Source organism: Achromobacter sp. NCFB-sbj8-Ac1-l, assembly GCF_052695805.1.
Genome location: NZ_CP199812.1, coordinates 4,819,592 through 4,844,317, shown reverse-complemented (window position 1 = coordinate 4,844,317; position 24,726 = coordinate 4,819,592). Strand labels below are relative to the sequence as shown.

The following is a 24,726-nucleotide window of genomic DNA, read 5'->3' as shown; positions in this document are numbered from 1 at the left end:
CGTGCGAAGCGTCAGGGCGTGGCGGCAGGCGCGGCCGCGGCGCCCGGCCCTTCAGCCGTGGGCGGTTGCAGGGCGGTGGCTTGCGGGGCAGAGGCCAGCAGCATCGTGGGCGGCGACGACACCTCCAGCCCGGCCTCGTGCAACCGCTGCAGCAATGTGAACAACAAGGCGCTGCGCACACCGTACGACGAGCGTGGCGACGACACATAGCCCTTGGCGTTGAACACCAGGTTGCCGCCTTCGATGCCATCCAGGAACACGTTGGGCGCCGGCGTATCAAGGACGTCCTCGTGGTCGGCAAACGCCTGCAGGATCAGTTCACGCACACGCTGTGCATCCGTTGACAGCGGCAGGGGCAGCTTGATCTGCACCAGGCCCAGCGGATTCGAGCGCGTCACGTTTCGAACCGTCTTGGTCACGAATTCCGAGTTCGGCACGATGACCGTGGATCGGTCTCCCATCTGGATTTCCGTTGCCCGCACATTGATGCGCAGGATGTCGCCTTCGACGCCGCCCAGTGACACCCAGTCGCCCACCTTGACGGGGCGCTCGGCCAGCAGGATCAGGCCCGAGACGAAATTCTGCACCACCGCTTGCAGGCCAAAACCGATACCCACCGACAAGGCGCTGGCAATCCACGCCACCCGTTCCAGCCCGATGCCGGCGGCCGACAGCGACAAGGCCACGGCGAGCACGAAGCCGGCATAGCCGAACAAGGTGGCGGCCGACAGCTGCATGCCGGGGTCCAGCTCGGTGGTCGGCAGATAACGGTTGGACAGCCAGCGCTTGAGCATCTTCACGCTCAGGAGCGACACGCCCAACACCAGCAACGCTTGCAGCACCGCGCCCGGACGAATGTTGGCTTCGCCGATGGCCAGCCCCTTGCGCAGTTGGTCAAAGCGCTGCAGCAGGTCCATCGGTCCTTCGCCAAACGGGGCCAGCAGCAGGATCACTGCCAACAGGCCTACCGCCACCCGGCCCACGCCGGACAGCAGCACCGCCGCCTGGTCGCGCAGGCTGGGTCCTTCGTTGTCGTCGCGGTGCGAGGTGCCCAGCAGGGTACTGAAGCCGTCTTCGATCAAGGTCGACAGCAGGTAGGCCGATGCGAGAATGATCGCGACCCACAGCACCTGCTTGGTCAGGAAGCTGCCAAACGCCACATACCCCGCCAGCAGGCTGGCCAGGCTGATGATCAGTACCGTGCCCATCGCCGTGAGCAGCAGCGAGATCCAGAACGGCGTGGGGGCGTCGTCCGCCTGCTGCGCCTGGCGTCGCAGGCGGCGGCCGATGGACAGCGCCACCGCCATGGTCGCCATCACGAACACCGCCACGATGCCCGTCAGGGTGATCGTCGTGGTCAGGCTGGCGTTCAGCAGTACGGGCAAGCGTTCGGCCAGCCAGATCATCACCACCAGTACGCCCAGCACCCCGGGCAGCCAGCGCAGGCGCTGCGCCACCGCATCGGTAATGGGCGGCAGGCGCCAGGACGGCCGGTTGGTCGACATCAGTGCATAACCCAGGCCGGACACATAGCCGCCAAAGCACACGGTCGCCACCAGGTTGGCCAGCAGGGCACCGGTGCTATCGGACAACTGCGAATTCCAGTCCAGGCCGGCGTGGATCAGCACGGCGATGACGCCGGGCGTGGCGACCGCCAGCGCCAGCAGCGCCACCGCCAGGAACGACCGGCGCAAGCGGCCGGGCGGCACCCGGGTCGCGGTGATGCGCAACAGCACGCGGCCAATCCAGACGCGCAGGGCGATCGCCACCGCGGCTGCGGCGGCCAGCAACAGCCAGCCCCACTTGGGCGTCTGGCCAACCGCGGTGGTCAGGTCATCGCGCAGCGCCACCAGCCGCTCCAGGTCGCCGGGGAATTCTTCGCGGAATTCCGCCCAGAACTGACCGGACAGGAACGAATCGCGCCGCTCACCCAGCCGCGCCTGGAACTGCGTGCGGCGCAGGCCTGAGATCTGCTCGGCGGTCTGCGCGGCGTCTACCGATAGCAGCCGCGCCAGCTTGATCTGTGCATCCAGCGCCCGGCTGGTCTTTTCCAGCTGCATGCGCTGCGCCGCAACGTCCGGGGCCTCCTTGACGCCATCGGGCGGGGCGCCCAGCTCGCTCAGGCGGGCGGTCACGCTGGCCAGTTGCGGCGTCAGGGCGTCGGCAGTCGCGTCGGCCTTGGATTGGATGTCCTGCGCATCGCCGCGCTGTTTGAGCAAGGCGGCATCGTCCGTTTCGTCGGGCACGCGCTTGCGGATCTCGTCCAGCTGCTTGCGGGCATTGGTCAGCGTGGCCTCGGTATCGGTGGGCGCGGCGGGAGCTGCGGCATAGGCCGTTGACAGACTGAGCGCCAGCAGCAGAAGGGCGATCAGGGCGGCAAGGGAAAAACGGCGCGGCCGGGTGGTGCGCGAAGACAGGTGTTGCAGGTTCGGGGTCATTTTTCTTGGGGCGATTCGCTCGCATCGAGGCGGCAGCATAACAAGCCGTGGACGGGGCCGTTGCAACAAAAACTCAGCTGCGTCCCTGATAGATATCGGGGCCTGGACGCGCCGCCAGGCGACCGTCCGGGCTATAAAAAAGGGACACATTTCGGTCGAGCGGGGTCCGGCCGCCAGAAGCCGGCTGCGGCGGCAAACTACGGTCGCAAAATCGAGCGGGTATCGGGGCTTAGCGGGACGCCGCAGGCTTGCGTGCCGGCGCCGGCCGCGACTTGCCCAGCACCGCTTCGCATACGGCCAACCAGGCTCGCGCGGCGTGGGACAGGTAGCCGGACTGCTGCCAGATGTGGCCCACCTCCCATTGCAACCCGGACTTGGCCAGCTTGGCAGTGCTCAGGCCGCGAGTCTTCATCCTCTGCATCAGGGGTTCGGGCAACAACGCCGCGCCCAGGCCGGCGGACGCCATCGCCACCAGGAAATCCCAATGCGCGCTCTGGGCTGCAATGCCGGGCTGCAGGCCGGCGTCGGCGAAGGCCTGCCGCAGCCGCCGCGTCATGGCGAAATCGTCTGTAGGTATCAACAACCGGGTGTCGCGCAGCGCGCTCAGCGGCAGCGATGTCTTGCCGGCCCAGGCGGCGTCCGGCGGCCCGATCACCCAGATGGGATAGCTGCCGAAAGCCTGCACGGCAAGGCCGCTGTCGGGCGCGACCGGCAAGATGGTGGCGCCCACCTCCAGTTCGCCGCCGGCCACCTGGTCCTCGACCGCGCGCCCCGTGCCCTCACGCAGGGTCAGGTGGATGCCGGGGTGCAGCTCGCGAAAGCGCTTGACCACCGGCGTGAACAGCAGATTGATCATGGGCGGAATGCCGACCTCAAGCGCTCCGCGCTGCAGGTCGGCGGTCTGGCGCATTTCCTCGGTCAGCTGTCGCATGGTTTCCAGCACCTGCAGGCCGCGCTGGTACATCACGCGGCCGGTATCGGTGGGCCGCGCCGTATGACCGTCACGCACCAGCAGTGCGGTGCCGGCTTCTTCCTCCAGCTGGCGGATCATCTTGCTGACCGTGGACTGCGTCACGAACAAGGCCCTGGCTGCCTGCGTGAAGCTGGCGTGCCGCACCGTTTCCACGAAATACCGCAAGGCTCGCACGTCCAAGGCCTGTCTCCTGCGCAAGGTGCGCCACATTCAATCAATGAAAAAAACGACTGGATTGAATGATTTTAAGTCATTACGAGATTTGGCTCGACATTCCTATACTGCGAAAAAAATCTGGAGACACCATGCATCTCGACCGTATCCGCCATCCTGGGCTGCGCGCCAAGATCACGTCCGCCGAACAGGCGGCCCTGCTGGTCCAAGACGGCATGACCGTCGGAATGAGCGGCTTCACCCGCGCCGGAGACTGTAAATCCGTGCCGGCGGCGCTGGCCAGCCGGGCCGAGCGCGAACCCTTGTCCATCACGCTGATCACTGGCGCCTCGCTGGGTCACGACACCGACAAGATGCTGGCGCAGGCCAATGCGCTGGCGCGCCGCATGCCCTTCCAGGTCGACACCACGCTGCGCCGCAAGATCAACCAGGGCGCCATCGCTTTCATCGACCAGCATCTGTCGGAAACGGCAGAGCAATTGCGCGCTGGCCACATCGGCCCGATCGACGTGGCCATCATCGAGGCCGCCGCCATCACTGAAACCGGCGCGATCGTCCCGACCATGTCGGTGGGCAATTCCGCGTCGTTCGCCCAGCAGGCGCGCACCGTCATCATTGAATTGAACCTGGGCGTGCCCGCAGCCATCGAAGGCCTGCACGACATCTACGTGCCTGCCGACCGGCCGGGCCGCGAGCCCATCGGGCTGGTCTCTGCGGACCAGCGCATCGGCCTGCCGTTCATCCAGGTGGATCCCGATCGCATCGCCGCCATCGTCATCACGCAAGAGCCGGACAGCCCGTCCAACGCCTTGCCGCCGGATGCCGAGACCAATGCCATCGCCGCGCACATCAACGCCTTCCTGCGTCGCGAAGTCGACGCGGGTCGCCTGACCAATTCGCTGCTGCCGCTGCAGGCAGGCATCGGCACCATCGCCAATGCGGTGCTGCATGGTTTCGAGTCGTCGGAATTCGACGGCCTGACCATGTATTCCGAAGTGCTGCAGGACAGCGCCATCGAACTGCTGGACCAGGGCAAGCTGGCGTTCGCGTCGGCGTCGTCCATCACGGTGTCCAAGCCGGTGTACGAAAAGATCCTGGCCAATATCGAGCACTATCGCGAGCGCATCGTGCTGCGGCCGCAGGAAATCAGCAATGCGCCTGAAATCGTGCGCCGCCTGGGCATCATCGCTATCAACACGGCGCTGGAATTCGACCTGTACGGCAACGTCAATTCCACCCATGTCGGCGGCACCCACATGATGAACGGCATCGGCGGCTCGGGCGACTTCGCCCGCAATGCCCACCTGGCGATCTTCGTGTCCAAGTCCATGGCCAAGAACGGCGATATTTCCAGCGTCGTGCCCATGGTGTCTCACGTGGACCATACCGAGCACGATGTCGACGTGCTGGTCACCGAATGCGGTCTGGCCGATCTGCGCGGCCTGGCGCCGCGCGAGCGCGCCCGCGCGGTCATCCAGCACTGCGTGCATCCGTCGTATCGCGACGCCCTGCAAGACTACTTCGATCGTGCCTGCCAGCGCGGCGGCCAGACGCCGCACCTGCTCGAAGAAGCGTTTTCCTGGCACCAGCGCTTCAACGAAACGGACAGCATGCGCGCGGCGCCGTCCGCCGAACGCAAGGTCGCTTGACCCTGGCGCGGATCAACCGCTGCCGCTGTCGGGGGTAAAGCCGGGCCGCTTTACCCCTTTTTTTCCTGTGCAGTCTGGGCCGCCTCGTGGCGTGCTGGCGTCACCAGCGTCTTGCTCGACCGCTCCAGCTCGTCGCGCAGCCATTGCTTGAACGCGACCAGCGGCGCCCAATCGCGCAGGCTGGGTCGGTAGACCAGGTGATAGGTCTGCGCCTGCTCGTAATGCACGCTGATGGGGGAGACTTGCACCAGCCGGCCCGAGCAAATCGCGTCTGCGGCCAGCAATTCGCGCCCCAGCGTAATGCCCAGCCCCTGTTCCGCCGCTTGCAGCATCATGCCGGCATCGTTGAAGGTCGCCACCGGCGTAACCGGCACGCGCAGCCCCGCTGCGGCGAACCAGTGCTGCCACATGTCCCGTTCGCCCAGCAGTGGCTGGCGCGCCAGCGTTTCGGGCGTGTTGTCAGGCAGCGCGCGCGCCGTCTCGGGCGAGGTCAGGGCAATCAGCGGTAGCGGCATATCGAATAACGGTTCGGACTCCACGCCTGGCCAAGGCCCGCGGCCAAATCGCAAAGCGGCATGAAAGCCATCGCGCAGCAGATCCACGACCTGCTGCGATGTCTCGATTTCCAGCGACAGTCCGGGATGCTGGGCGTGCCAGCGTGCCATGCGAGGCAACAGCCAACGCTGCGCAAATGACGGCAGCACCGACACGCGCATCCGCTGCGCGCTACCGCTGGCCGCGGCGGACGCCGCCATCAGCCCCTCATCCAATAGCGCCATCGCGCTTTGCACGCTGCACAGCAGCGCCGCACCAGCCGAATTCAGCACAATGCCGCGCCCGCTGCGCTCGAACAGCGCAAAGCCCAGTTGTTCTTCCAACCCCTTGATCTGCTGGCTCACCGCGCTGTGCGTCAGGTGCAGTCGGTCCGCTGCGGCGCGCAGGTTCTGCAGTTCGGCGACGGCGCGAAAAGCCGGCAGGGTGTTCAGAGGCAGGCGCATAAGGTCGGCATGGCGAGAGAGTCGGTGGGATCAGGGCGGGCAAGGGCTCTTGATTGGTTAGCTTAACTGACCGTATCGGGTAAAACAATTCGATTTTCAGGCGGGGTTTGGGCGACTACGCTTACCAAAAGGATCGAAACAAGGAGATCACCCATGACCGCGCACTCTTGCCCCCCGATTGCTCCGCCCTTTGGCAACGTGCCCCCGGCAGCTCGCTCGGCGCGTCCGGCCGAAGATTCCCTCCATCCTGCAGCGAAAGTCACCGCCTCTCAAGCGACGATAGTCGAGACGGTTCCGGCGGTCACCGTGGCCGATCCACAGCCCAAGGAGGCGGGCAGCCTGATCGGACGGCTGTGGCGTGCCTATCGGCAGAAACGGGCCGAAGCCGTGCTGCGCAACCTGGCCCATGAATTGGATGCCCACATGCTCAAGGATGTGGGCGCCCCGCAATGGCTGGTGAACCAGACCACGCTCGAGCAGTCCCTCAAGCGGATCACTCGTATCGAAACCCTGCGTTGGTGACGGTCGGGCGAAGTGAGCCCGAGCCGGCCAGGCTTGTCTCTGTGGGCTGGGCGTCTCTCTATATAGAGAGACGCCCAGCCTTTGAGCGCTGACGGCGCCTCACCCTTGGACTCGGCGACGACGCCCCTTGCCCGGCGTCGGTCCAAGGTGTCTCCGCGAGGCGACTCTCTCTATATATAGAGGAGGGGCTTCAGCGGAGCCTCTTCGGCTCGTTTCCCCATAGAAGGCGTTCCTATATAGAGAGAGCTTCTATGTGGATAGCACCATGCAGGTCATCCCGTAGAGACGGAGCGTAGAGACGGACGTCACCCGCGAGGGGGGGAAGGGCACACGGCGCGGGGCCCGTTTGCGCGTTCTTCCCCAGGGGCGCGCAAACCGATGACGATTCCTACGCAGGTTTTTGCTTCGGGCGCGTGACAACGCAAAATTCTGTGCTATAGTCTCGCTCCTTCGCAGTTCAAGCAGTTTTCTGAACCGCGAAGCCAAGCAAGTGCAACGGATCTGGATGCCTCGGCAACACAGATCTGCCGCAGGGCTTCAAGGCGATGGGCCGGCAACGGTTCTCGAACCAGCAGTCAGCGGGTTTTGCAAAAGATGGTGCAAATCAGGCAGAAGCCAGTTGCACAATCTGCAAAAATTGTGCTATAGTCTTGGGCTTGGCTGGTGACAGCGAATCAGGGTTTACCCGGTAGGGTGGTCTGAATCAAGTTGCTAGCCGACTGAGCGGTAACCAACCTCTGGGGTTTCCCGGGGCTGCTGGAAAGTGAAGGAATTCACCGGATGGCGGGGTTGCAGGATAGGATGCAAATTAGGCAAAAGCCGGTTGCATAATCTGCAAAAGTTGTGTTATAGTTTCAGGCTTGGCAGTTGCCGAAAAGTTAGGGTTAACCCTGATGTTTCGATAGCTGCTAGGGCGAGACCTGGAGAGGTCGAGTGGCAAGGCGGTGAAGTTGAGTTGAAAACGAAAGTTTTAAAGCGAAACGAAGCTGACTTGACAAACGATAAAAACTTCTTCATAATCTCGTTTCTCTGCTGCAACGACAACGACAGCGACAGCGACAGCGACGACGCGAAAGCGAAGTTAGCCGAAGTTGACGGGCAGATAGCAGTAAGAAGTAAATGTAGTACAGAATTTAGCAGTACCGCTCTTTAACAATTAAACAACCGATAAGTGTGGGCGCTTGATGCGAGTGCAGAGTGACTTCGGTCACAAGCACAATGAAATTAAGTGCTCACTAGAAGTGAAGTACCTTAGACGTCAAGTTTAAGAACATACCTCACTTCCTTTGAGTAGCGACGTATGACTCGACCCTTTCGGGGGTTAAGAAATACGAACAAATACAGAGATTAAACTGAAGAGTTTGATCCTGGCTCAGATTGAACGCTAGCGGGATGCCTTACACATGCAAGTCGAACGGCAGCACGGACTTCGGTCTGGTGGCGAGTGGCGAACGGGTGAGTAATGTATCGGAACGTGCCCAGTAGCGGGGGATAACTACGCGAAAGCGTAGCTAATACCGCATACGCCCTACGGGGGAAAGCAGGGGATCGCAAGACCTTGCACTATTGGAGCGGCCGATATCGGATTAGCTAGTTGGTGGGGTAACGGCTCACCAAGGCGACGATCCGTAGCTGGTTTGAGAGGACGACCAGCCACACTGGGACTGAGACACGGCCCAGACTCCTACGGGAGGCAGCAGTGGGGAATTTTGGACAATGGGGGAAACCCTGATCCAGCCATCCCGCGTGTGCGATGAAGGCCTTCGGGTTGTAAAGCACTTTTGGCAGGAAAGAAACGTCATGGGCTAATACCCCGTGAAACTGACGGTACCTGCAGAATAAGCACCGGCTAACTACGTGCCAGCAGCCGCGGTAATACGTAGGGTGCAAGCGTTAATCGGAATTACTGGGCGTAAAGCGTGCGCAGGCGGTTCGGAAAGAAAGATGTGAAATCCCAGAGCTTAACTTTGGAACTGCATTTTTAACTACCGAGCTAGAGTGTGTCAGAGGGAGGTGGAATTCCGCGTGTAGCAGTGAAATGCGTAGATATGCGGAGGAACACCGATGGCGAAGGCAGCCTCCTGGGATAACACTGACGCTCATGCACGAAAGCGTGGGGAGCAAACAGGATTAGATACCCTGGTAGTCCACGCCCTAAACGATGTCAACTAGCTGTTGGGGCCTTCGGGCCTTGGTAGCGCAGCTAACGCGTGAAGTTGACCGCCTGGGGAGTACGGTCGCAAGATTAAAACTCAAAGGAATTGACGGGGACCCGCACAAGCGGTGGATGATGTGGATTAATTCGATGCAACGCGAAAAACCTTACCTACCCTTGACATGTCTGGAATTCCGAAGAGATTTGGAAGTGCTCGCAAGAGAACCGGAACACAGGTGCTGCATGGCTGTCGTCAGCTCGTGTCGTGAGATGTTGGGTTAAGTCCCGCAACGAGCGCAACCCTTGTCATTAGTTGCTACGAAAGGGCACTCTAATGAGACTGCCGGTGACAAACCGGAGGAAGGTGGGGATGACGTCAAGTCCTCATGGCCCTTATGGGTAGGGCTTCACACGTCATACAATGGTCGGGACAGAGGGTCGCCAACCCGCGAGGGGGAGCCAATCCCAGAAACCCGATCGTAGTCCGGATCGCAGTCTGCAACTCGACTGCGTGAAGTCGGAATCGCTAGTAATCGCGGATCAGCATGTCGCGGTGAATACGTTCCCGGGTCTTGTACACACCGCCCGTCACACCATGGGAGTGGGTTTTACCAGAAGTAGTTAGCCTAACCGTAAGGGGGGCGATTACCACGGTAGGATTCATGACTGGGGTGAAGTCGTAACAAGGTAGCCGTATCGGAAGGTGCGGCTGGATCACCTCCTTTCAGAGCTTAGTGCTCGTGTTAAGCGTCCACTCTTATCGGTTGTTTGATATATAGCTGGGATCGGTTGTGGGCTTGGGTAGAGGGATTCCTCCCTGTGTCCATGGCATCCTGACTACTGATCCGAGAAGGTTTTGGGTCTGTAGCTCAGTCGGTTAGAGCACCGTCTTGATAAGGCGGGGGTCGTTGGTTCGAATCCAACCAGACCCACCAAGTATTTGACGCCAGGCGTTGAATATGGGGGTGTAGCTCAGCTGGGAGAGCGCCTGCTTTGCAAGCAGGATGTCATCGGTTCGATCCCGTTCACCTCCACCATTGATTCTCAAGCAGTCACCTGGTGGTGACGTGTAGAGGCTAACTCATAGCATCGTGATTGAATAAGTCGACGGTCTTATGAGTTAGGTTTTACCTGACAGCTATATTCGTTCTTTAACAATCTGGAAGAAGCACAACGAAATGTACTTATCAAGTACTCGGCGCAAGTCGATGAAGATAAGTACGGGTTGTGATTGCATTATTTTGTTCCAAGTTCTCAAGACTGAAGTGAATAACTTCAGACTGCTTTGAAACTTATGAACGGCACAAACGCTAATACTCAGGTCCTATAGCCTACAGCGTTATAGGATCAAGCGACTAAGTGCATATGGTGGATGCCTTGGCGATCACAGGCGATGAAGGACGTAGTAGCCTGCGAAAAGCTACGGGGAGCTGGCAAACAAGCTTTGATCCGTAGATGTCCGAATGGGGAAACCCACCGCAGCAATGCGGTATCCCTAGCTGAATACATAGGCTAGTGGAAGCGAACCGGGTGAACTGAAACATCTCAGTAGCTCGAGGAAAAGAAATCAACCGAGATTCCGAAAGTAGTGGCGAGCGAAATCGGAAGAGCCTTTACGTTTTAGCATGCAAGATAATCGAAGGGGATGGAAAGCCCCGCCGTAGCAGGTGATAGCCCTGTAGATGAAATTTTGTGTGTGGAACTAAGCGTAAGAAAAGTAGGGCGGGACACGTGAAATCCTGTTTGAAGATGGGGGGACCATCCTCCAAGGCTAAATACTCGTGATCGACCGATAGTGAACCAGTACCGTGAGGGAAAGGCGAAAAGAACCCCGGAAGGGGAGTGAAATAGATCCTGAAACCGTATGCATACAAACAGTAGGAGCCTCCTTGTGGGGTGACTGCGTACCTTTTGTATAATGGGTCAGCGACTTACATTCAGTGGCAAGGTTAACCGAATAGGGAAGCCGTAGCGAAAGCGAGTCCGAATAGGGCGATTCAGTCGCTGGGTGTAGACCCGAAACCAGATGATCTATCCATGGCCAGGTTGAAGGCACGGTAACACGTGCTGGAGGACCGAACCCACTAATGTTGAAAAATTAGGGGATGAGCTGTGGATAGGGGTGAAAGGCTAAACAAATCTGGAAATAGCTGGTTCTCTCCGAAAACTATTTAGGTAGTGCCTCAAGTATTACTGCGGGGGGTAGAGCACTGTTATAGCTAGGGGGTCATGGCGACTTACCAAACTATGGCAAACTCCGAATACCCGCAAGTACAGCTTGGGAGACAGAGCACCGGGTGCTAACGTCCGGACTCAAGAGGGAAACAACCCAGACCGCCAGCTAAGGTCCCGAATTATCGCTAAGTGGGAAACGAAGTGGGAAGGCATAGACAGTCAGGAGGTTGGCTTAGAAGCAGCCATCCTTTAAAGAAAGCGTAATAGCTCACTGATCGAGTCGTCCTGCGCGGAAGATGTAACGGGGCTAAGCGATAAACCGAAGCTGCGGGTGTGCACTTTTAGTGCACGCGGTAGGAGAGCGTTCTGTAAGCCTGCGAAGGTGGCTTGTAAAGGCTGCTGGAGGTATCAGAAGTGCGAATGCTGACATGAGTAGCGATAAAGGGGGTGAAAAGCCCCCTCGCCGTAAGTCCAAGGTTTCCTGCGCAACGTTCATCGGCGCAGGGTGAGTCGGCCCCTAAGGCGAGGCAGAGATGCGTAGCTGATGGGAAACTGGTTAATATTCCAGTACCGTCGTACAGTGCGATGGGGGGACGGATCGCGGAAGATCATCAGGGTGTTGGATGTCCCTGTTGCTGTATCGAAGATGGCGCTTAGGCAAATCCGGGCGCGTAAATCAAGGGTATGGCACGAGCGAGCATTGCTTGCGAAGTGATTGGAAGTGGTTCCAAGAAAAGCCTCTAAGCTTCAGCTGTACGAGACCGTACCGCAAACCGACACAGGTGGACGGGATGAATATTCCAAGGCGCTTGAGAGAACTCAGGAGAAGGAACTCGGCAAATTGATACCGTAACTTCGGGAGAAGGTATACCCCGGTAGTGTGAAGCGCCTGCGCGCTTAGCATGATGGGGTCGCAGAGAATCGGTGGCTGCGACTGTTTATTAAAAACACAGCACTCTGCAAAGACGAAAGTCGACGTATAGGGTGTGACGCCTGCCCGGTGCCGGAAGGTTAAGTGATGGGGTGCAAGCTCTTGATCGAAGCCCCGGTAAACGGCGGCCGTAACTATAACGGTCCTAAGGTAGCGAAATTCCTTGTCGGGTAAGTTCCGACCTGCACGAATGGCGTAACGATGGCCACACTGTCTCCTCCTGAGACTCAGCGAAGTTGAAGTGTTTGTGATGATGCAATCTACCCGCGGCTAGACGGAAAGACCCCATGAACCTTTACTGTAGCTTTGCATTGGACTGTGAACCGGCCTGTGTAGGATAGGTGGGAGGCTTTGAAGCGTGGTCGCTAGATCACGTGGAGCCATCCTTGAAATACCACCCTGGTTTGTTTGCGGTTCTAACCTTGGTCCGTTATCCGGATCGGGGACAGTGCATGGTGGGCAGTTTGACTGGGGCGGTCTCCTCCCAAAGTGTAACGGAGGAGTTCGAAGGTACGCTAGGTACGGTCGGAAATCGTGCTGATAGTGCAATGGCATAAGCGTGCTTGACTGTGAGACTGACAAGTCGAACAGGTGCGAAAGCAGGACATAGTGATCCGGTGGTTCTGAATGGAAGGGCCATCGCTCAACGGATAAAAGGTACTCTGGGGATAACAGGCTGATACCGCCCAAGAGTTCATATCGACGGCGGTGTTTGGCACCTCGATGTCGGCTCATCTCATCCTGGGGCTGTAGCCGGTCCCAAGGGTATGGCTGTTCGCCATTTAAAGAGGTACGTGAGCTGGGTTTAAAACGTCGTGAGACAGTTTGGTCCCTATCTGCCGTGGGCGTTGGATACTTGACGGAGCCTGCTCCTAGTACGAGAGGACCGGAGTGGACGTACCTCTGGTGTACCGGTTGTCATGCCAATGGCATTGCCGGGTAGCTAAGTACGGAAGAGATAACCGCTGAAGGCATCTAAGCGGGAAACTCGTCTGAAGATTAGGTATCCCGGGGACTTGATCCCCCTAAAGAGTCGTTCGAGACCAGGACGTTGATAGGTCGGGTGTGGAAGCGCAGTAATGCGTTAAGCTAACCGATACTAATTGCTCGTGAGGCTTGATCCTATAACACTGATGGTTATGACCTGGTGATGTAGCGTTCCAAGTGTCGTTCAATACAAAATCTGGCTGCACCGTCAGCAGCCAGCCAACACCAATTACACCCCACTGTGCGTGATCATCGAGCGAGTCTCTGATCACCCACACGTTGCGCTTCTTCCAAGATTGGAGTTGTTGCCCTCAAAGCAACCACTCAACCAGTTACGCCTGACGACCATAGCAAGGTGGTACCACTCCTTCCCATCCCGAACAGGACAGTGAAACGCCTTTGCGCCGATGATAGTGGACGGACGTCTGTGAAAGTAGGTCATCGTCAGGCTTTTATTCCGCAAAACCCCATAGGCTCTCGCCTGTGGGGTTTTGTCTTTGTGTGAAAGCCCCGCCTGCGCGCGGTGCGATTATCGAGTCGATGCTCTGATCGCACTGTGCCTGGTGTCATGCAGTACCCAGGATTTGAGTGTCCGCCGTGGCGGCGCGATGCTCGGCAAGTCAAAGCCTGATACCCATAGCAAGGTGGTACCACTCCTTCCCATCCCGAACAGGACAGTGAAACGCCTTTGCGCCGATGATAGTGGACGGACGTCTGTGAAAGTAGGTCAGCGTCAGGCAGTTATTCAAAAGAAAACCCCACAGGCTCGCGCCTGTGGGGTTTTTGTTTTGGGCGGTAGTGGGCGCGTCAATGCGATCCTGCCTCTATTGGATTTTGTCGGATCGACTTGATGCGATTACGCACCGGGTGACGTCAACGCGACCTCGGAACTCGAATCAACGCGAGCCCGTATCCGGCAGTTGGCGTCGCAGGGCGATGAAGAACAGTTCGGATTGCAGGCGTTCGCTTTGGATCTGTGCGGCAACCTTGGCGGCGATGGCGGGATCTGCCGGGGCCAAGGGGCGACCTGTGGATTGGGCCAGGACCTGGGCGTTGCAGGCGCGTTCGAGGAAGAAGAGATCGTCGTAGGCGTAGTCGAGGCGTTCGCCGCAAACGACTACGCCGTGATTGCCCAGGAATGCGATGTCGGCGCCTTGCATGGCGTGGGCGATGCGTTCGCCTTCGCTGGCGTCCAGGGCCAGGCCGTTGTAGTCGGCGTCGACCGCAATGCGGCCATGGAAACGCATGGCGTTTTGAGACAGGGTGGTGTCGAGCGTGCGATCGGCCGTGAGCGTCAGGGCGGTGGCGTAGGGCATGTGGGTGTGCAGCACACAGGCCTTGCCGGCGATGCGGTGAATGGCGGCGTGGATGAACATGGCCGTGGGTTCGACCTCGTGGCGACCGGCGAGCTTCTGGCCGTAGGCGTCGACCAGCACGATGTCGTCGGCCTGGACTTCGTTCCACATCAGGCCGCGGGGATTCAACAGGAAATGATCGGGGTCGCCGGGCAACGCCACGCTGAAATGGTTGCAGACGCCTTCGCCGAGTCCGTGCGCCGCGGCGGCACGCAGGGCCAGCGCGAGGTCAGCGCGCAGGGCGGTGACGTGTTCGGCGTGGAAGAGCGCATCGGGAAAGTGAGGATCTTTATTCATGAGGCTACCCAGCGTGGAATTCCTGGTTGAGGGTGAAAACAGGGCGAAAGGGACGGCCCAGCCCGGCGCCGACAGAACAGTCTACATGCTGCCAGCAAGGCAGCCCTGCGGCCAGAGCCAAGCCGGTTGTCGCACACGTTTCAAAGCCAGCCCGCTTGCCGGAACAGGGCGGGGACCTGGTCCAGGGTGGATACGGTAGCGTCGGGGCGGTAGTCAGGCAAGGGCAGGCGGCCGGTGCCGCGGTCGATCCACACACAACGAAAGCCGATGTCGCGGGCGGCGGCGTGATCCAGGTGCGGGCTGGCGCAGATATGCACGATCTCGTGGGGGGTGGTGCCCAAGCAGTCGTGGGCGTGGGCGAAGATCTTGCGTGATGGTTTGTAGGCGCCGGCCTGTTCCGCCGTGATGACGCAGTCGATGTGGCCGCCGAGCTGCGCCACGTTGCCGGCGATGATGGCGTCGTCGGTGTTGGAAATGATGCAGAGCTTGAAGCCGGCTTGTTTCAATGTGGCCAGTGTCTCCACGACCTCGGGAAACGGCGGCATGGCGGAGATGCTGCCGGTCAGCAGGCTGGCGTCTTCCGGGCGGTAGGGCAGTTGCAGGTCGCGCATGGTCAGCCGCAACGATTCTCGGGTGACGTCGGCGAAGCTCATGTGGGGCGGCGTACGCTCGAGCCGGTGCTCATGTTCGTCGTAGACGCTGAGAAACTGGGCAGGCGTGGGCGTATGCGCTTGTTCGCCGGCGGCCAGGATACGGGCTACCGCAGCCTGCAGGCCTTCGTCCCATTGGATCAATGTGCCGTAGCAGTCGAAGGTGAGCCATTGCGGGCGGGGAAGGGGGGTCAGGGGCATGAGTCGTCCTTCGTCAAGAAGCGGTGGGAGAAGTGCCTCCAGCTTAGATTCGCCCACCGTAAGCTGTAAAATTAATAATAAAACTCTTGTCAGTGATTAAATAGATATGAAAAGGGGCCAAGCCGAATCGGGCCCTACGCCACCGGCCGAGGTCGATCGGCCGGCCACGCTCGCTTGCCGGACTGCAAACCCCTAGACGGATGACGGACCTTTCATGCTGGATCTCGAACTTCTCAAGACACTCGTATGTGTAGTGGATGAAGGCAGCTTTACGCGTGCGGCGGGCCGTGTGCACCGGACGCAGTCGACCGTCAGCCAGCAGGTACGCAAGCTGGAGCAGTCGGTGGGCAAGACGTTGTTGCTGCGGGACCGTACGGGCAATCAGGTGGCTGCGACCGAGGATGGCCAGTTGATGCTGGCCTATGCGCGCAAGCTGTTGGCGATGGCGGACGAGGCCGAGTTGGTGTTGACCGCGCCCCGCGGGGCGCAGGTGATCCGGCTGGGGGTGCCGGAAGATTTCGATGTGTCGCGGCTGACGACGCTGTTGGCGCGGTTTGCCGCCAGTCATCCGGAGATCCGCCTGGAGACCGGCAGCGGCATGAGCTCCGACCTGAAAGCCAGGTTGGCGGCGGGCGAGTTGGATCTGGCGCTGATCAAGCGCGAGCCAGGCGATGGCCCGAGCCTGGCGGCATGGCCGGAGCGGCTGGTGTGGGTGGGCGACAGGCGGCTGTTGCAAGAAGGGCAGGATGCCGTGCCCCTGGTGCTGTTTCCGCAGGGCTGCATCTATCGCAAGCGCATGATCTACGCCTTGGAAAGCGCGGGGCGGCCATGGCGGGCGGCTTATCACAGCCAAAGCCTGGCGGGAGTGCAGGCGGCGGTGGCGGCGGGGCTGGGGGTGTCGTTGTTGCCAGCGTTTGCTCGCTTGCCCGAGCACGGGGTGCTGGGTCCGGCGCAGGGCTTGGCCGAGGTGCCTCAGACAGAACTGGCGATCGTAGGTGAACTGCGCGAGGCCAGCGAGGCGCGAGGCCGGCTGGTGGCGGTGCTGAAGGAGGCGGTAGATGCGGATGTCGCGCCGCGGCCGCGGCGCGTGGCGTCAGCGTAGGCTGCCGTCGACGCAGTACCTGAGCCCCCAGGTCAGCTTAGATCGCCATCGACGTAATACCAGCGTCCGGATTCGCGCACGAAACGGCTGACTTCATGCTGGCGGCTGGCGCGTCCGGCCAGTCGGCTGCGGGCGACGAATTCGACGGTGGCGTGGTCGGCGTCCTGGGTGCGGGCTTGCTTGATCGCCAACCCCAGCCATTTCAATCCGGGCGGATTGGGGTCGAGCGAGGCCGGACGCGTGCTGGGGTGCCAGGTGTCGAGCAGATACGGCAGCTTGTCCAGCACGAAGGCGCTATAGCGCGAACGCATCAGGTCTTGCGCGGTGGGGGCCTGCAAGGCCTGCGGACCTTCGTGCCAGCGGCCACAGCAGGCAGCGTAGGATTTGGCGGAGCCGCAGGGGCAGGCGGCAGGATTGAGCATCGGGTGTCAGGCCAGCAGGTCGTTGTATTCAGGGTGACGGCGCATGTAGACGGCGGCGTAGGAGCAGCTGGGCCGGACTTTCAAGCCCTGGGCGCGGGCGCTGTCGAGTGCGACGCGGGTGAGTTCAGCGGCGATGCCGCGACCGCCGACTTCGCTGGGAACACCCGTGTGGGTGATGGTCATCACACCGTCTTGCAAGTGGTAATCCAGGACGCACAGCACGCCATCGACGGTGGCCGTGTAGCGGGAATGTGCGGTGTCGTGGGTCACGGAAATCATGGGAAAAATCCTGTGCTTGAGAGGCCAGCGTGGCCGGATGAGTCATAGGATACCAGCGGCGCCATGCGCTTCCGATGGGCGGTCTGCATGCCATGTCCGGCGCGCAAGCCCGAAGGATCTTCCACGGTTCGGTGGTGGATCGACATGGCAGGATGTCCAGCAGCTCAGCGCTGCAGGACCTTCAGCAGCGCAGTGAGTTGCGCATCGCGGGTCTGGACCAAGTCGGCAATGTTGCGGGATCCGGCTTCGGCGTTGACGCCGTCGATCAGGCGGCGTTGCAGGTCGGGGGTGACGTCGGGAGCGCCCAGGTCGTCCCACCAGGTCTGCACGGGGCCGAGCAGGTGATCCATGAAGTGCGCAAGTCCGCCGGCGCCGCCGCCCAGGTTGAAGGTCATGTGCGGCCCGAACAGGGCCCAACGCAATCCCGGGCCTTGCGAGACGGCGGCATCGATGTCGGCGACGCTGGCGACGTTTTCCGCAGCCAGGTGGATGGCTTCGCGCCAGAGGGCGGCTTGCAGGCGGTTGGCGATGTGGCCGGGCACTTCCTTGTTCAGGCGGATAGGGTGCTTGCCCAGTTCGCGGTAGAAGGCAATGCTGCGGTCGATGGTGTCGGCCGAGGTCTGCTCGCCGCCCACGACTTCGACGAGCGGGATCAGGTGGGGCGGGTTGAACGGGTGGCCGATGACGAAGCGCCCGGCGTGTTGGCAACGCGCTTGCAGGCGGGTCATGATGAGGCCCGATGAACTGGATGCCACGATGACGTGCGGCGGCAGGATGGCGTCGATGCGGGCGAAGAGGTCTGTCTTGAAGTCTTCGCGTTCAGGCGCGTTCTCCTGGACGAAGTCGACGCCTTGCAGGGCGGTGGCCAGGTCGGGTTCGAAGCGCAGCGCGTCGGGGTTGGCGCCGCGGCTGACGCGGCCCAGTTCGGTCAGTACGGGCCACGCGGCAGCGACGCGGGCGCGCGTCTGGGATTCGGCGTCGGCGGCGGGATCGCTGACCACGACGTCGAGACCGTGCGCCAGGAACAGCGCGGCCCAGCTGGCGCCGATGGTGCCCGCGCCGACGATGGCGACGCGGCGGATGGCGGGAGGAGTGGACGGGTCGGTCATGCGGCGCTCCGGAAGCGGGTCGGGGAACGGCCATTGTGAAGCAAAGACGGCGGTGTTGCCACGCGGCGCGGCGGACGGCAAGATGGGGCTTCTGATTTGGACTGGAGCGGTGGATGGACGATTCGCGATCGGGCGCGCAGCCGGCGGTGCCCTACTTCTGCCAATGGGAATCCGCGCACCTGGCGGGCGACATCATCCGCAAGGCGTTGCGCCTGGAGGATGATCCCGCGTGGCGCGATTCCGGGGCGAACAGCGTGGCGGAATACGCGCGCTGGGCCAGCCACGTCTGTGGCATGGCTTGCTTGAAGATGGTGCTGGCCGCGCGCACGGGCCAAGTCCATCCGACGCTGGAACTGGCCCGACGCAGCCTGCCGTATGGCGCGTATACGGACGTGGACGGCCACATCAAGGGGCTGATCTATGCGCCGTTCGTGCGCTTCGTGGCGGAAGACTTCGGCCTGCAGGCCGACGTGCGGGTGGGGGTACGCACCGCAGACCTGCCGGCGCTGATGGCGAAGGCCGAGTACTTCATGGCCTCGGTGCATCCGTGGATACGCTGGCCCGAGCGCGAACCGCCCGCCAAGGGCGGGCATCTGGTGCTGGTGACGCGCGCCACGGCTGACGGCGTGACGTTTCACAACCCTTCCGGCGAACCGGGCGTGCAAGCGGACGCCAGGGTTCCGCTGCACGTGTTCGATACGTTTTTCGCGGGCCGCGGGGTGGCGATCCTGCCGCAAGGCGGCCGGCCCGGTCTGGACGCGTAGCGGGCCGTCGCAGGCGAAACCCCCGCGTGCCGCAAGCCAGGCGTCGCGGGCGGGGGACGCATTCGTGCCGCCCGTCAGGCGTTGCGGGCGCGGCGCAGATGCTTCCAGACCAGCATCGCGGCGACCAGGTAGGCCACGGCGATGATGCTGTAGGCGACGGGCAGGCTGGCGTGCCAGTCGGGCAAGAGGTGCAGCACGGTGCCCATCAGCGCCACGCCGACCAGGGCCCCCGACTGGCGGTTCGCGTTCAAGGCGGCCGCGGCGCTGTTGGCGTGGTGCTTGCCGGACACTTGCATGACGACGCTGGTCATCGCCGGAACGGCGATACCGACGCCCAGATTGGCCAGGGCCACCACGATGGCAAAGGGCCAGTAGGCGATGTCCGGTGTAAACGCGGCCAGGCCGACTGCGCTCATGAGGGTGGCGAGCGAAATGCCGCCCAGCAGCGAGGCCGACACATTCCAGCGGGCAGACACGCGGCCAGAGATCAAGTTGCCGATCGAGAACACGGCCAGCATGGGCACGAGCTGGATGCCGGTCTGCAAGGCGTCGGCGCCGCGGGCGTGCTGCAGGAACAGGCTGAGCAGGAACAATTGGCCGTACGACGCGAGGTTGATGAGGAAACCGACGCCGTTGGCCGCGGCGAATTGCGAGGTCTGGAACAAGGTGCGCGGGATGATGGGTTCGGCGTGGCGCCGTTCGCGGCGCACGAGCAGGACGGCGGTGGCTGCGCACAGCGCGACGGCGGCCAGGATGGGCGCCGACGACCAGCCGTAGGCATTGCCCTGGATCAGCACAAAGCACAGCGAGGACAAGGCGATGACACCCAGCACATGGCTGAGCGGATTGAGCGCGCGCGGCCGGCGCGGGGCGGCCTGGATGCGGCGCCGTGCCAGCCACAGGCCGGCCAGGCCCAGCGGCAGGTTGATGAGGAAGATGCCGCGCCAGCCGAACTGGTGGATCAGCACGCCGCCGAGCAAGGGGCCGGCGGCGCCGGCCACGGCGACGATGGCCGACCAGGCGGCCAGCATGCGGTTGCGCACGTGTTCGTCTTCATAGGCGTGGGTCAGCAGGCTGAGCGAGCTGGGCATGAACAGCGCCGCGCCCAGGCCTTGCAGCATGCGGGCGGCGATCAGCATATCGCCGTTGGGGGCGATGCCGCAGAGCAGCGAAGCCAGGGTGAAGACACCCAGGCCGGCCAGGTAGATGGTCTTGGCGCCGTAGCGGTCGGCCAGGGCGCCGGCCACCAGCAACAGGGCAGCGAAGGTCAGGGTGTAGCCGTCGACGATCCAGACCAGGTCGGTGAGCGGCACGGTGAACTGCAGCGCGATGCTGGGCAGGGCGACGTTGACGACGGTGACGTCCAGCATGGCCATGACGAAGCCGATGGCCAGGGTGACCAGGGGCAACAGGCCCGTCGTGGCGGGCCGCTGGGCGGGAGCCGGGACGGCGGGTGTGACAGGGGCGGTGGGGCAGGCGGTGCGCATGGCAAGCATTCCGGGGGGACTTTCCGAGGTGCACAGCTTAGGAGCTTTCCGTGATGCAAAAAAGAGGAATAATTGCTTTATCGTGATGCAAAATTGCATCCTGTGAGGGGCTGGACGCCGTCACCGTGCCGCTATCCTCATGCCCGCCCGGCGGCCGCCGAACGGGCGCATGCACACAGACAGACGCCGCCACCGCGGCAAGGAGCCGGCTCCATGGATTGGGACAACGCGCGGATATTCCTGGCCATTTACCGCAATGGCACGCTGCGCGGTGCGGCCGCGTTGCTGCAAATCGACCAGGCCACCGCGGGGCGTCGGCTGGCGGCGTTGGAAACCTCGCTGGATGCCCGCCTGTTCCTGCGCACGCCGACCGGCTATGTGCCGACGGCGGCGGGTGAACAGGCGTTTGCAGCGGCCGAGCGCATGGAGCAGGCGGCCGACCAACTGCAACGCCAGATGCAGGGGCTGGATCATCGCCTGTCCGGTGTGGTGCGGGTGGCGACGTCCGAGACGGTTGCCCGTTACTTCATCATGCAAGCCATCGGCCGCCTGCACCAGCAGCATCCGGACATCCGCATCGCGCTGTCGACAGCGATTCAGCTGAGCAACCTGACGCGCCGCGAGGCCGATCTGGCGATCCGCAATATCAAGCCCGACAACCCCGACCTGATCCAGCGCCACCTGACGCGCAAGGAGGTCGGGCTGTATGCGTCCAAGTCCTACCTCGAGGCGCACGGCGAGCCCAAGCCCGGCACGGCATTCGCGGGTCATACGCTGGTGACCTATCAGCAGTCGGTGTTGCCGGGCTGGTCCGATACGTTCTGTGGCGAGCCGACGGGCAATGGGCGCATCGCCATGGAATTGAATTCGGGCCTGATGATCATCGAGGCCGTGGCGGCGGGGCTGGGAATCGGTGAACTGCCGGTGCACATGGCGCCGCAGTACCCGGACCTGGTGCGCATCTGGCCGAATCGCAGCGAGCCCTACGACCTGTGGTTGGTGATGCACGGGGACCTGAACCGCACGGCGCGGGTGCGGGCCGTGGCGGACGCGATCATCGAGGTGTTCGAGGACGACTGAGGTGTGGCGGCGCGTTCGGCGGGAAGGCCTGTGGGGCCGGGCCAGCCCGGGTTGTGGCGGCGCGTGGCAGGCGCTAAGGTTGACCGTTCGGCGGCCGCGCGTCGCCGTGATGTCTTCCCTGACCTGGAACAAGGAGTTGCGTGTGTCCGAGCTTTGGCGTTTGTCCGCAGTTGAATTGGCCGCGCGTATTCGCCGGCGCGAGGTGTCCGCGGTCGAGGCCGCGCAAAGCGCGCTGGCGCGGCTGCAGGCCGTGAACCCGTCCATCAACGCGGTGGTCGACTATCGCCCCGAAGACACGCTGGCGCAGGCCGCGCAGGTGGACGAGGCCCTGGCGCGCGGCGAGGCGCCTGGCCTGCTGGCGGGCGTGCCGGTGACGGTCAAGGTCAACGTGGACCAGGCAGGCTTCGCCACCACCAACGGCGTGACGCTGCAGAAGGACCTGATCGCTGCCGTCAACAACCCGGTCGTGGACAATCTGCGCCGCGCCGGCGCGGTGATCGTGGGGCGCACCAACACGCCGGCCTTTTCATTGCGCTGGTTCACCAGCAATCGGCTGCACGGCCACACCCTGAATCCGCGCAATCCGGCGTTGACGCCAGGCGGTTCTTCGGGCGGCGCGGCCGCGGCCGTGGCGGCGGGCATCGGCCACCTGGCGCATGGCACGGACATCGCGGGGTCGATCCGCTACCCGGCCTATGCCTGCGGCGTGCATGGCTTGCGGCCTTCGCTGGGACGGGTGCCCGCCTACAACGCCGCCTTGCCCGAACGCACTATCGGTGGACAGATCACTGCGGTGTCGGGGCCGATGGGGCGCAGCATTGCCGACGTGCGCCTGGGGCTGGCCGCGATGGCCGCGCCCGATCCGCGCGATCCCTGGTGGGTGCCTGCGCCCCTCACGGGGCCGGACGTGCCGCGACGCGCGGCGCTGTGCCTGAACCCGGATGGCATGCAGACCGAGCCGGCGGTGGTCAAGGCCCTGCAGGAGGCCGCCCGCCGCCTGAGCGAGGCGGGTTGGTCGGTGGACACGCTGGATGCCGTGCCGCCCTTGCAGGAAGCGGCGGATCTGCAGATCCGCATGTGGATGGCCGACGGCTACGAGGGCATGGTCGAGGCCGCCCGCAAGGAAGGCGATGCCGGGGCGATTGCGGCGTTGGCGGGCCAGCGCGAGCGTGCGGCCGGCATGGATCTGGCGCGGTTTTCGGCCATCCTGACGCGCCGCGCGACGTTGACGCGTCTTTGGGAACTGTTCCTGGCGGACTATCCGGTGCTGCTGTTGCCGGTGTCCGCCGAATTGCCGTTTGCCGACGATCTGGATCTGCAAGGCGACGCAGCCTACGACCGCGTGTGGCGCGCGCAGATGACGCAGATCGGGCTGCCGTTCATGGGCTTGCCCGGCCTGACCGTGGCCATGGGCAGCGCGGGCGACAGCCCGGTGGGCGTGCAGGTGGTGGCGGGACGCTACCGCGAGGACCTGTGCCTGGCGGCAGGCGAAGCGATTGAAACGGCGGGGCCGCCGGTCGACATCGCGCAGCCGCAGCCGCGCTGAACGTGTGATGGGTGGCGGGCATGACGCCCGCGGCGCTGTCTGGCAGGCCCCGGCATCCGGGGCCTTGCCGTTTCTGGCGTTGTCAGGCGGCCGCCGCTTGGCGCCATTCGGCGCGCAGCAGGCCCATCATGCCGGTGTCCCAGCGCACGTCGCCTGCCTGCGTGGACGAACGCCGCACGCCTTCGAACGTGAAACCCAGGGCCTGGTACAGGTGGATGGCGCGTTCGTTGAAGGTGTAGACGTTGAGTTCCAGGCGCTCGATGCCCGGCGTGCGGAAGGCTTCGTCGATCAGCAGCGTCACCATGGGGCGGCCCAGCCCCTGGCCACGCTGGTCGGGGGCGATGACGACGCGGCCCAGGCGGGCGTTGCCGTCGCGCCAATCGTAGGCCAGCTGCGCATGGCCCACGGGGGCGCCGTCGCGGCAGACCATCCAGCAGCGCCGCGAGGGCGGCTGCGTTTCACCTTCCCGCAGCATGATGTCCAGGTCGGCCGACGTGATCGGGTACGAGACGTGTGACCCGCCCCATTGCACGACGTCGGGCAGGCTCGTGAACCAGCTGGCCAGGAGGGTGTAGTCGGACGGGGTGAACGGGCGCAGGGTCAGCATGGAAGTCCTGAAGTCGGGATGCGAGTGAAACGCCGGGAAAATCAGGGGGCCGTGAAGCGCAGGCTCAAGACGCCAAGATCGCCATAGGCGATGTCGATGTCGCGGTTGGCGGGCACGTCCAGGAACCCTGCATACGAACCCGTGATGACGTGCTGGCCCGCTTGCAGGCCCAGCCCTTGCTCGCGCAGGAAGTTCGCCAGCCAGTACAGCCCGGCCTTGGGATGGTCGTTGGGGTGGATGCCGGCGTGCTGTTCGACTTCGGCGCCGTCCACCGACAGGGTGAGCGTCATGGTGGCCGGGGCGTCATCGGGCGATGCCAGGCGCGGGCCCAGCACCAGGCCGCCGTTGAACATGTGGTCGGCCAGCAGTTCGGGCAGGCTGGCGTGTTCGGGGGCGGCGTAGCGGCAGCCCAGCACTTCCAGCGCCAGCCGCGCATCGCCGATGGCGGCATCGATCTCGGCGTGGCTGTAGGGCTCGCTGCGGGCAGGCAGGTCGTGTGCGAGTTCGAACGCGATTTCGGGTTCGATGCGCACGATCGGCGTGCGGCTGGCGATGACGCCGGCCTGGGCCACCGTCGATGCGTAGATGGGGGCGACGACGGTTTTTTCGGGCGAGGGCAGCGCGCTTTTCCAGGCGGCGATGGCGTCCTGCCGGGTTTGCAGCAGCAACCGGGCCGTGCATTGCTGCACGGCAAGGGCCTGGCCCACGGTTTGCGGCCGGCAGGCCACGGGCAGGCGCGGGCCGGCCACGCCGGATTCGCGCGCGGCGATCAGGGCGCGCGCGGCGTCGGCGCAGCTGGGATAGTCTTCGATCTGGAGATGCATG

The 24,726-nt window shown here is 63.0% G+C and carries 17 protein-coding genes, 2 tRNA genes and 4 rRNA genes; 12 read left to right on the top strand and 11 right to left on the bottom strand.

From position 1 onward, the window contains the following. Positions 1-11: 11 nt before the first annotated feature. On the bottom strand, positions 12-2,438 hold the full coding sequence (locus ACUDP5_RS22175; RefSeq protein ID WP_445657211.1) for a DUF3772 domain-containing protein: 2,427 nt from the start codon (positions 2,436-2,438) through the stop codon (positions 12-14). A gap of 229 nt (positions 2,439-2,667) precedes the next feature. Further along, the gene (locus tag ACUDP5_RS22170; RefSeq protein WP_263911597.1) at positions 2,668-3,591 is read right to left on the bottom strand and encodes a LysR family transcriptional regulator; all 924 of its coding nucleotides are present in this window, start codon (positions 3,589-3,591) and stop codon (positions 2,668-2,670) included. A gap of 125 nt (positions 3,592-3,716) precedes the next feature. Between ACUDP5_RS22170 and ACUDP5_RS22165 the strand changes: the two genes are divergently transcribed. After that, positions 3,717-5,234 (top strand): acetyl-CoA hydrolase/transferase family protein, encoded by a 1,518-nt coding sequence (locus tag ACUDP5_RS22165; RefSeq protein WP_263911599.1) that lies wholly within the window; start codon positions 3,717-3,719, stop codon positions 5,232-5,234. Between the two features lie 50 nt (positions 5,235-5,284). Here ACUDP5_RS22165 and ACUDP5_RS22160 read toward each other — a convergent pair whose 3' ends face one another. After that, on the bottom strand, positions 5,285-6,232 hold the full coding sequence (locus ACUDP5_RS22160; protein ID WP_263911600.1) for a LysR substrate-binding domain-containing protein: 948 nt from the start codon (positions 6,230-6,232) through the stop codon (positions 5,285-5,287). Between the two features lie 153 nt (positions 6,233-6,385). Between ACUDP5_RS22160 and ACUDP5_RS22155 the strand changes: the two genes are divergently transcribed. The 7 genes from ACUDP5_RS22155 to rrf (ACUDP5_RS22125) all read left to right on the top strand — a co-directional run bounded on the left by ACUDP5_RS22155 (position 6,386) and on the right by rrf (ACUDP5_RS22125) (position 13,741). Next, the gene (locus ACUDP5_RS22155) at positions 6,386-6,754 is read left to right on the top strand and encodes a hypothetical protein (protein WP_445657210.1); all 369 of its coding nucleotides are present in this window, start codon (positions 6,386-6,388) and stop codon (positions 6,752-6,754) included. A 1,349-nt stretch (positions 6,755-8,103) separates the two neighbouring features. Continuing rightward, positions 8,104-9,634 (top strand): 16S ribosomal RNA (locus ACUDP5_RS22150). A 133-nt stretch (positions 9,635-9,767) separates the two neighbouring features. Then, positions 9,768-9,844, top strand: a tRNA-Ile gene (locus ACUDP5_RS22145). Between the two features lie 26 nt (positions 9,845-9,870). Further along, positions 9,871-9,946, top strand: a tRNA-Ala gene (locus ACUDP5_RS22140). Between the two features lie 308 nt (positions 9,947-10,254). Beyond that, positions 10,255-13,139: ribosomal RNA gene (locus tag ACUDP5_RS22135) — 23S ribosomal RNA — on the top strand. Between the two features lie 200 nt (positions 13,140-13,339). Continuing rightward, positions 13,340-13,452: ribosomal RNA gene (gene rrf / locus ACUDP5_RS22130) — 5S ribosomal RNA — on the top strand. 176 nt (positions 13,453-13,628) lie between these two features. Beyond that, positions 13,629-13,741, top strand: a 5S ribosomal RNA gene (gene rrf / locus ACUDP5_RS22125). The 16S, 23S and 5S rRNA genes sit together here with 2 tRNA genes alongside, the layout of an rRNA operon. A gap of 157 nt (positions 13,742-13,898) precedes the next feature. Here rrf (ACUDP5_RS22125) and ACUDP5_RS22120 read toward each other — a convergent pair. Both ACUDP5_RS22120 and ACUDP5_RS22115 read right to left on the bottom strand, forming a co-directional pair. Continuing rightward, on the bottom strand, positions 13,899-14,654 hold the full coding sequence (locus ACUDP5_RS22120; protein ID WP_263912421.1) for an aldolase: 756 nt from the start codon (positions 14,652-14,654) through the stop codon (positions 13,899-13,901). Between the two features lie 140 nt (positions 14,655-14,794). After that, positions 14,795-15,505 carry a haloacid dehalogenase type II gene (locus ACUDP5_RS22115; protein ID WP_445657209.1) on the bottom strand — a complete coding sequence of 237 codons (711 nt, stop codon included), beginning with the start codon at positions 15,503-15,505 and terminating at the stop codon, positions 14,795-14,797. 214 nt (positions 15,506-15,719) lie between these two features. Here ACUDP5_RS22115 and ACUDP5_RS22110 point away from each other — a divergent pair, with 214 nt between their 5' ends. Next, positions 15,720-16,607, top strand: coding sequence for a LysR substrate-binding domain-containing protein (locus ACUDP5_RS22110; protein WP_445657208.1), 888 nt, complete (start codon positions 15,720-15,722; stop codon positions 16,605-16,607). Between the two features lie 32 nt (positions 16,608-16,639). Here the strand turns inward: ACUDP5_RS22110 and ACUDP5_RS22105 are convergent, their stop codons facing one another. From ACUDP5_RS22105 to ACUDP5_RS22095, 3 genes are all read right to left on the bottom strand, one after another. Then, complete coding sequence (locus ACUDP5_RS22105; protein WP_445657207.1) at positions 16,640-17,029, bottom strand: YchJ family protein; 390 nt, start codon at positions 17,027-17,029, stop codon at positions 16,640-16,642. Positions 17,030-17,035: 6 nt separating this feature from the next. Beyond that, a complete protein-coding gene (locus ACUDP5_RS22100) occupies positions 17,036-17,308 on the bottom strand; it encodes a GNAT family N-acetyltransferase (RefSeq protein ID WP_025135608.1) in 273 nt (90 codons plus the stop codon). Between the two features lie 164 nt (positions 17,309-17,472). Beyond that, the gene (locus tag ACUDP5_RS22095; RefSeq protein WP_445657206.1) at positions 17,473-18,417 is read right to left on the bottom strand and encodes a 3-hydroxyacyl-CoA dehydrogenase NAD-binding domain-containing protein; all 945 of its coding nucleotides are present in this window, start codon (positions 18,415-18,417) and stop codon (positions 17,473-17,475) included. 113 nt (positions 18,418-18,530) lie between these two features. Here ACUDP5_RS22095 and ACUDP5_RS22090 point away from each other — a divergent pair, with 113 nt between their 5' ends. Then, positions 18,531-19,181 carry a hypothetical protein gene (locus tag ACUDP5_RS22090; RefSeq protein WP_263912413.1) on the top strand — a complete coding sequence of 217 codons (651 nt, stop codon included), beginning with the start codon at positions 18,531-18,533 and terminating at the stop codon, positions 19,179-19,181. Between the two features lie 74 nt (positions 19,182-19,255). Here the strand turns inward: ACUDP5_RS22090 and ACUDP5_RS22085 are convergent, their stop codons facing one another. Continuing rightward, positions 19,256-20,668, bottom strand: a complete 1,413-nt coding sequence (locus tag ACUDP5_RS22085) for an MFS transporter (RefSeq protein WP_445657205.1) — start codon at positions 20,666-20,668, stop codon at positions 19,256-19,258. A gap of 213 nt (positions 20,669-20,881) precedes the next feature. On the opposite strand from ACUDP5_RS22085, the gene ACUDP5_RS22080 reads away from it, so the two are divergent. Both ACUDP5_RS22080 and ACUDP5_RS22075 read left to right on the top strand, forming a co-directional pair. Then, positions 20,882-21,748: a LysR family transcriptional regulator gene (locus ACUDP5_RS22080; protein ID WP_263912411.1), complete on the top strand. Its 867-nt coding sequence runs from the start codon at positions 20,882-20,884 to the stop codon at positions 21,746-21,748. Positions 21,749-21,890: 142 nt separating this feature from the next. Continuing rightward, the gene (locus tag ACUDP5_RS22075) at positions 21,891-23,294 is read left to right on the top strand and encodes an amidase family protein (protein WP_263912409.1); all 1,404 of its coding nucleotides are present in this window, start codon (positions 21,891-21,893) and stop codon (positions 23,292-23,294) included. A gap of 82 nt (positions 23,295-23,376) precedes the next feature. On the opposite strand, the gene ACUDP5_RS22070 is transcribed toward ACUDP5_RS22075, so the two are convergent. Beyond that, positions 23,377-23,901: a GNAT family N-acetyltransferase gene (locus ACUDP5_RS22070; RefSeq protein WP_263912408.1), complete on the bottom strand. Its 525-nt coding sequence runs from the start codon at positions 23,899-23,901 to the stop codon at positions 23,377-23,379. A 41-nt stretch (positions 23,902-23,942) separates the two neighbouring features. Further along, positions 23,943-24,725: a 2-keto-4-pentenoate hydratase gene (locus ACUDP5_RS22065; RefSeq protein WP_445657204.1), complete on the bottom strand. Its 783-nt coding sequence runs from the start codon at positions 24,723-24,725 to the stop codon at positions 23,943-23,945. Between the last annotated feature and the right edge of the window lies 1 nt (position 24,726).